The organism is Streptomyces sp. NRRL S-646, from assembly GCF_000720765.1.
GTDB lineage: Bacteria > Actinomycetota > Actinomycetes > Streptomycetales > Streptomycetaceae > Streptomyces.
In genome coordinates, this window is the sequence record NZ_JODC01000094.1 from 1 (window position 1) to 421 (window position 421).

Genomic DNA, 421 nt, shown 5'->3' on the forward strand with positions numbered 1-421 from the left:
GCGAAGATGCCCGCCTTGCCCAGTCCGAGCGCCTCGCCCGCCTCGGTCTGTCCGGCGTGCACGCCGCTGATCGCGGCACGGAAGATCTCGGACAGGTAGGCGGCGTAGAAGACGATCAGGCTGAGGCAGCCGGCGGTGAACACGTCCAGCCGGATGCCGGCCGAGGCCAGGCCGAAGTAGGTCAGGAAGATGATGGCCAGCAGCGGGACGTTCTTGAACACCTCGGTGTAGACGGCGGCGAGGGCCCGCGCGGGCCACGCCCGGTTCAGCCGGAGCAGCGCCACGCCCATGCCGAGGAGAACCGCGCCGGCGAAGCTGACCAGGGTGTAGGAGACGGTGCGCCAGAGCGCGTCGAGGAGGTCGGACCGGTAGTCGGACCAGGGGACTTGGAAGAGGCCGGACATGTTCGCTCCCCTCACTG

At 69.4% G+C, this 421-nt stretch carries 1 protein-coding gene; it reads right to left on the reverse strand.

The annotated features are described in order from the left end of the window. Nucleotides 1-404: ABC transporter permease subunit (locus IH68_RS0149030; RefSeq protein ID WP_030950348.1), on the reverse strand; the 404-nt coding region annotated here is incomplete at its 3' end. Between the last annotated feature and the right edge of the window lie 17 nt (nucleotides 405-421).